This window comes from Paraburkholderia sp. RCC_158, from assembly GCF_041355255.1.
Classification (GTDB): domain Bacteria; phylum Pseudomonadota; class Gammaproteobacteria; order Burkholderiales; family Burkholderiaceae; genus Paraburkholderia; species Paraburkholderia graminis.
This window is the reverse complement of the sequence record NZ_JBFUPM010000037.1, coordinates 22020-29177: the sequence shown is the minus strand read 5'-3', so window position 1 is coordinate 29177 and position 7158 is coordinate 22020. Positions and strand designations below refer to the sequence as shown.

The 7158-nt window shown below is 56.0% G+C and carries 6 protein-coding genes; all 6 read right to left on the bottom strand.

What is annotated here, in order from left to right; translation table 11 throughout:
* Positions 1-490 precede the first annotated feature (490 nt).
* Positions 491-1132 carry an NADPH-dependent F420 reductase gene (locus AB6809_RS34505; protein ID WP_371028345.1) on the bottom strand — a complete coding sequence of 214 codons (642 nt, stop codon included), beginning with the start codon at positions 1130-1132 and terminating at the stop codon, positions 491-493.
* 100 nt (positions 1133-1232) lie between these two features.
* Entirely contained in the window at positions 1233-2297 is a 1065-nt protein-coding gene (locus AB6809_RS34500; RefSeq protein WP_371028343.1) for an NAD(P)-dependent alcohol dehydrogenase, read from the bottom strand.
* Between the two features lie 264 nt (positions 2298-2561).
* Positions 2562-2999, bottom strand: a complete 438-nt coding sequence (locus AB6809_RS34495; RefSeq protein WP_371028349.1) for a hypothetical protein — start codon at positions 2997-2999, stop codon at positions 2562-2564.
* Positions 2930-3901 (bottom strand): MFS transporter, encoded by a 972-nt coding sequence (locus AB6809_RS34490; protein ID WP_371028341.1) that lies wholly within the window; start codon positions 3899-3901, stop codon positions 2930-2932. Before AB6809_RS34490 ends, AB6809_RS34495 begins: the two co-directional genes overlap by 70 nt.
* A gap of 135 nt (positions 3902-4036) precedes the next feature.
* Entirely contained in the window at positions 4037-5380 is a 1344-nt protein-coding gene (locus tag AB6809_RS34485; RefSeq protein WP_371028339.1) for a DUF6765 family protein, read from the bottom strand.
* A gap of 123 nt (positions 5381-5503) precedes the next feature.
* Entirely contained in the window at positions 5504-7129 is a 1626-nt protein-coding gene (locus AB6809_RS34480) for an LVIVD repeat-containing protein (protein WP_371028338.1), read from the bottom strand.
* Positions 7130-7158 lie beyond the last annotated feature (29 nt).

The following is a 7158-nucleotide window of genomic DNA, read 5'->3' as shown; positions in this document are numbered from 1 at the left end:
CAAACGCGACCACCGACAGGAGCAAAAAGCCGCCTAAATTTAATCGTTGAGGCGACATCTAGCTTGAAATTTACCGGAACGTCATGCGTTCCCCTCGAATGTGAATCGAAGTTATATGCCGGCCATTATTTGTCCACTTCTCCATCGAGCGGTCGAGGCCATTGGAGCAGTAATTGACGGGTCGCCGCCGGAGTGCTGCCACAGTGGCCGCTTCGAGGTTTGGCTCCGACGCACAAGTTCATCTCCGCCGTCGGAATTCCCTGCGACATTGCGCGCACGCAGGCCATCACTACCGCCACCCATAGCCCTAAACGACTGAATAGTCTCCGCGCCAGTTGAGCGTTCGGTGAAAATCCACCGGCATGATGCGTTTGCGTCGACTGCTTGGTAGGTTGCATTCAGCCGCAGAGAGGAGTGCAGTCCCTGCGGCAGCCAAGAAGCAGCGCAGATCCGGCGGATGCATATCGCATTCTTCGGTGACGGGATACCGTCACTGAAGACGGTCAAACCGGTAAACCCATTCCGCCCCCTTATCGGTCCCGTAGGCGAGTACCGTGGCAAGCATAGCGAATGGCTCGATGTAGCGGGCGAGCCTGAGCGGCCCTGCGTCGACCGGATCGAAACCGACCTGTTCGAGCAGCGCGTGCACTCGATTCTTGCTCTCTTTGTGGTCGCCGCAGAAAAGCATGCTGGGCCGAGGTGACTTGCCGCGCGCCTCGAATACGCTCTGAAGCACTTCGCTCGGAGTCGCCTGAAACGCCGCCACAACATGAGCACCTGGGCTCCTACGAGCGATAGTCTCCGCCCCAGAGTCGGTATGTGCCACTACGAGTTCGCTATTGCTCGCGTCTAGAGGGTTGGTACAGCTCAAAACAATCTTCCCGGTCAGATCGCCCGCGTGCGCCAAAACGTCATTGAGTCGCAGCCAATGGACCGCCAGGACAATTAGGTCGCACTGTTCGACGGCTTGGCGCGGCGCTCCGGAGCGAGCCGTGGAGCCTGCCGCGGCGGCAAGTAGTTGCAGTTTCTCCTCACTTCGAGCATAGGTAAAAATAACATCGTGCCTGAGTCTGGCGAGAATTGTCCCGATCGCTCCTCCCATCCGGCCAGAGCCTAGAATCGCAATTTTCATTAGTACACCATTGTTATTAAGCTTCGACTTTGCAACGCCAGTGAACGACCCAGCACCGGCTATCGGGCAAAGACAGCAACCAAGTCCGCGACCACCATGTTCACGCCGAGTCAACGTGCGGCTGGGTCAGCGATGCCATGTCGATCACGAAGCGATAACGCACGTCCGACCGTAGCAGTCGCTCGTAAGCCTCGTTAATCTGTTCAATACGGATCATCTCTACTTCCGGCAGCACATTCTTCCTAGCGCAGAAATCGAGCATCTCCTGCGTTTGTGCAATACCGGCGATAGCCGAACCGGCAACGCGGCGGCGGCCGAGCAGCAGTGGCAGGCTATTCAACTCGTCCAAAGGACCGACCTGCCCGACCACGCATAGGATCCCGTCCACGTCGAGCAGCGGAAGGTAGGGTGTAAGATCGTGTTTGGTTGGCACCGTGTCGATGATGAGATCGAAGGCAGAGGCTGCCTGGACCATCGCCTCTTCGTCGCTTGACAGGAGGAAGGCGTCCGCACCGAGTTCCTTGGCATCCGCCTCCTTGTTAGGTGAACGACTCAAAACCGTGACACTTGCGCCCAGCGCGTCAGCTAGCTTGATCGCCATATGGCCGAGGCCACCCATGCCGATGACGCCTACCCGGCTGCCGGGTCCGACGTTCCAGTTGCGCAGGGGCGAGTACGTCGTCGCGCCCGCGCAAAGCAGCGGGCCGGCTTTCGCGAGATCCAAACCCTTCGGCACCCGTAGCACGAATTCTTCGCGCACCACGATGTGCTTGGCATAGCCGCCCATCGTCGGCTCGCCCGTAATTCGATCCAGTCCACAGAAGGTCTGCGTGTTGCCCTCGCGACAAAGTTGTTCTTCGCCCTTATGGCACTGGTCGCAGTTTTGGCAACTATCGACCATAGTTCCCACAGCAACATGGTCGCCGACCTTGTGTCGCGTCACGTGCGGGCCAACCTCGATCACTCGTCCGACGATTTCATGTCCGACCACGATCGGATAGTTCGTCCAAGCCCAGTCGTTACGGGCGGTATGCAAGTCGGAATGGCAGACACCGCAGTAGAGAATCTCAATCGCCACATCATTGACGCGCAACGCGCGTCGGTCGAAGGAAAACGGCGCAAGGGGTTTGTCGGCTGCGAGCGCGGCGTATGCATAGGTTTTCATCAAAAGCTCCCGGAAATGGCCCTCGCCTATTGGAGCCGTGGGCCGACATGCAATTACTTCAAATTGGTCTTGAAGAACTCAGTCAACTTTGCGAACGGAATCAAATTGACGCGGTTATACAGGTCGACATGGTGAAGAGCATTCTGTCGACAAGCCACACGTTCGAACAGGTGCGTTTCGCTGGATTTCTTGCCTGATCCTATGGACCTTCACGCTCCGGGTCTCGGCTTATCCAAGGCTCCGAATAAACTTTCGTCGACGGACCTAACCTGGCGGTCTGCCGGCAGCATTGCTCGATAATTCTCGAGCATCCGAATCGGTCATCTGGCCGTCGATGGACGTTCGGAGATCAACATCTTTTGTCTCCGGCACGAATTGAACAAGGACAAGTGTGATCGCCGCGACGATAGTCACATACCAACCCGGCGCGAGCGGCGAATGCAAGAACTTGATCAAAACAGCACTTACCAAAGGGGTTGTTCCGCCCATTACCGCAACTGTCACCTGATATGCAATCGCATGCCCCGTTGCGCGGAATGACGTCGGAAATAGCTCCGCCGCGGCCACCGAACACGCTGCTCCGTACAGACCGATACCTACTCCAAGCAACACTTGTCCAGTGATCGCTCCAATCAGCGATCCATTCGCGGCCAACCGGACCGAAAAGTACGCGACCACGAAGAGCCAGCACGCACCCGCCATGAGCATGGGCTTGCGGCCAAACCGATCGCTGAGCGTCCCCCCACCAGATAAAAAAAGGCGTATGCGGCGATACCGACCGCGTTCGACAGTAACGCGGTCGTCGAATCCATTCCTATTTGCTTAACGAGAAACGTGTACATGAAACCGAGCAAAAGATAGGCAGCGACAGACTGGATCGGCATTATCATCGCCACGTACATCATTGATCTAAGGCCAGAACGGGTAAGAGCCCCGAACGGACTTTTGGTGCGATTTCCGCGCGAGGCGTCCTTGTACTCGTCCGGATCCTCAAGATTTCGACGGAGCCAGTAGCCAACAATGCCAATGAGCCCGCCAATCAGGAAAGGCACTCGCCATGCCCAGTCGAGGTACGTCTCCTTCCCTATCACCATTTGAAATCCCAATAGCAACAAAGCGACTACAGCGTTCGGAATATTGGCAAGGCAATAAGAAAATCCGACCCAACGCCCTCGTCGTGCCGGTGGCGCCGATTCAAGGATAAAACTAGTGCTGCCCGTGAGTTCCCCTCCCATTGCGAGCCCTTGCGCGAATCTACATATGACAAGGAGAAGAGGAGCACCAAGGCCGACACTCCCGTAAGTAGGCAGAAGACCTATGATTGCCGTGCCCGCCGCCATCAACCAAATGGTAATCGAAAGCACCTTGACCCGGCCCATTCGATCAAGCAAGTAGCCAAACAGCAGGCCGCCAACCGGTCGAGCAACAAATGCGACCGCGTACACCGCGAATGTATTGAGGAGCGCGGCAGCAGTGTCACTCGTCGGGAAAAAATGTGCTGCAATGAACGGTATCGAAAACCCAAATACAGCGAAATCATAAATTTCGCCAAAATTTCCGATTGAGGCGGCGCCCAGAGCGCGCTTTGAACCACTACTTTTCATACAGACTCCAGAACTCATTCATCAACTGCCGCTCCGCTTCGCAAGCAACGTCTTCGCCTTTGTCCGGTACGTGTCAACAGCCTCGAAGGACGAACAAACGAGAACGGGAAACTCGCGTAACGTCAGTTGTTCTATCTAGTAATCAAACGTAGATACGACGGAGATGATGAACCACCGCCCGTCCACCCGCTCGGTCACAATTCCGAGCGTCTCATACGGTGCATCTAGTAGCTTCACAATGGCGATCGCCCGGGGACGATTTTTAGCCGAACTAGGCAGATCTAGCACGATGAAAGGGAGTACTGGAGAAGGAGCATCGCTCTCATACAACAAGGGCAAAACTGCGTCGGTAGGAACAGCGTACCGCTCGAAGGCCGCAGGCTTCGCCATAAGAGCTCTTGCGCCTCGAATCACCTTTGGCCCACCAGTTCTGTCAAAGAGGAAGGGAATCGCGGCACCATGATCACGGAGCCGCCATAGCCAAAGACGAAGCTCAAGCGGTAAGCGCTGTGCATTCTTAGAGGTTGCATCTGCTATAAATGGTGCTAGCCTTCCGAACTTCATTGACCCGGTTAGCCATTGCTCGAAGAAACCGCGATAGAAGTCAAGGATTTGTGGGTCAACATTGTGCTGCGTTGAACCGGCGTTTAATTCAGGTAACTTTCTCCCATGCCACCTAATCGACCTCCACCCATCTCCGTCAGGCAAGCTGATCCCATCTAAGAACGAGACGTCAGAAAATCCGCGATCTCGAAACCAGTCCGCCTTGTTCGCTTTGGTCCTAGCAACTGCAAAGCTACTTAATTCAGACGAAATGTTCTCCCACTTCTTCGGAACACGTACTCGTCCATCGATCGTTGGATATCGAACCAGTGCATCAAACGTGGCGCGGGCCATAGGTGTGATCGTACCCGGCCAACTTGCCGTGACTTCTGCATCGTGAACGCTGATACTTTGCCTGTCCCTAGGCGCGCTCATCGAGAGTTGATCATCGCACTTTATGCCTGCCTCTTCTAGAGAGACTGCGACTGGCACGCCTTGATGCGAGTACGCGTCTTGTAGTGGATGCAGCGCTTTTCCGAAGAGCTGAAGCATAAACCCAGCTTTCCCCCGTGCTGTTTCGATCAACTTCTCACTCTGCGCTGAGCTTTCACGCGAGCCGGCTGTGACTGTGCGTCTGTCGGGCGAGATGGGCACCTTCCGAGCGCTAGGAAAGTGAAGCGCTTGTACTGCCAGCGAGTCCTCTTCGTATGGCAACAGGCACGCATACTGCAACTGAGATTTCATGTTCTCAATCAGCCCGCCATCAACCCGCTGGTTTCCGAGTGAAATCGCTTCCGCCTCTTCGGGCAAAAATCCGGCCTTCTGGGCGAGCCAGTACGTTAACCCATAGTGAACGTCAGACTCGAAGCAAGGCGCAACCCGGGGGAATAGCATGATCGAAACAGTCAGAAGCATTTCTATGCCCCTGAAGAACATTTTGTTTCGTGTAACACGCCACTGCCCTCGGTGGTGAGTGCGCAGACAAGACACCAATCGACCTCCCGCTTTCCGTGTTACTGCTATAGGGGAAGCCCATGGAGCTTCCCCTTGACGAGCACCTCAGTTGCTGGCGTCTGCCGCGGGGGTGCTTTCCGGCATCGGCCAAACGCCGTTCTTGAACGCCATTACGAGTTGCCCGTTGTCCTGACACGCGGTTACAAGACGGTGGTTCTCAAAGTCGAAATCGAGTCTAGCATTGCACCAGTCTGGATTTCCGGCGTGCCATCCCCGATACGTATGCTGCGAACCAGGCACACTGACGGTTGTACCCGGGGGGTTGAGATACGCAATTTCCTTGGGCGCAGCTGGATCGCGAATGTCGAACACGCGTACACCTGAATCTTGAAAGCCACACGCCATTGCGGTGGCATTTTCACGATTATCGACGGTACAGTAGTGACTGCCGTATCCGAAGATGTTCACGCCAACCATGTCCGGCAAGACTCTTGAGCAATTCGCCGTAACGTGTGTTTCCAGGCGCGTTTCTGCGATCTGCACGGGGCTGGCTTCATTCGACATATCGTAGATATGTGCCATCGGGAACGGAGACAGGCCCGCGGCACAGGCGGCCGCCGCGTTCTTAGTTGCGGGATCCAGTAGCCCCCCAGACCCACCTTCATCGACGTGCACTAGATATGGCTTCCCTTTCACACGAATGGGAATCGTGTGCTGCGAAGTTGATCCATCTCGCACAGGGACTGAAGCGATCAGCGTCATTTTTGCATTCGGAATGCGTGCTTGTACCTGTGAGGTGTCCATCACGTAGAAACCGTTTTGCACCTTCGCGTTCGGATCGTTCAATGGGGGAGGCAGGCTTGCAAGACCGATGGCGTCCGCTCCGATCGAGGCGAAGTAAGCACGCTTTCCGTTATCGCTCACAGAGAGCCCGTGAGCGAGTCCCCCCAACGGCAATGTAGCGAGGTCAACGGAAGCAATGTTCTTCGGGTGCTGCGGGACCGAGATGTCGATTGCGTAGTACGCGTTTGACGGTAGAGAACCAACGTAGTACGTTAGTCCGTCAGGTGACAATCCGCCTTCATGACCTGAAGGTGCTTTCGGGGCCACGACTCCCCCGTCACTGCCAGTGCCGACGTCAATACTCGCCAGCAGCTGCGGGTGACGACAGTCCGAAGCGATGTCGTACACATCGACTTGCGCTCCTCCTCCGCCATTACTACCGTTGTCTGCTACAAGCAGTCCTCGCTTCATGCTTACACGTAGTGACTCCCATGGGTCGAGCATCGCGGGTGAGGTCAGGGACGTGATGTAGACAGGCTTTGCGGGATCGGTTATGTCGATCACCGGAACGCCAGGTTTTTGTATCCCACGGCTTTTGCCGTCCGAGTCCGTTGGAGCAGCCATCGCGTGATACGCGCAAATATGTCCGCTCGCATCCTTGAACATCGCTGCGGACCAGTCCGCCCCTTCGCCCTGGTATTTTCCGACGATCTCGAGGTTGCAGTTGAAGCCACTGAAACCGTTGCGCATCGATGCCGGCACTTGACCCTGAAGTGCGGTTTCTGGATGGTCGCCCGATCCGCACGTCGCTTTCGGAACGACATAAGCGGCGACCGCTGCAGGCGGACTACCAGCTGGAGTAACGTCATTGACGCCTCCTCCACAGCCCGCCACCGCCATCGCGGTCGCACCGACGATAAACCACATTAATCTCTTCGACCGATACATGACGTCTCCTCCGAAAGAATACCCTTCAC

Excerpts from the sequence above, each read along its gene's own strand:
- AB6809_RS34490 (WP_371028341.1), bottom strand. The coding sequence starts at position 3,901 with ATGAAAAGTAGTGGTTCAAAGCGCGCTCTGGGCGCCGCCTCAATCGGA.
- AB6809_RS34495 (WP_371028349.1), bottom strand. The coding sequence starts at position 2,999 with ATGGCGGGTGCGTGCTGGCTCTTCGTGGTCGCGTACTTTTCGGTCCGG.
- AB6809_RS34485 (WP_371028339.1), bottom strand. The coding sequence starts at position 5,380 with ATGTTCTTCAGGGGCATAGAAATGCTTCTGACTGTTTCGATCATGCTA.
- AB6809_RS34480 (WP_371028338.1), bottom strand. The coding sequence starts at position 7,129 with ATGTATCGGTCGAAGAGATTAATGTGGTTTATCGTCGGTGCGACCGCG.
- AB6809_RS34500 (WP_371028343.1), bottom strand. The coding sequence starts at position 2,297 with ATGAAAACCTATGCATACGCCGCGCTCGCAGCCGACAAACCCCTTGCG.
- AB6809_RS34505 (WP_371028345.1), bottom strand. The coding sequence starts at position 1,132 with ATGAAAATTGCGATTCTAGGCTCTGGCCGGATGGGAGGAGCGATCGGG.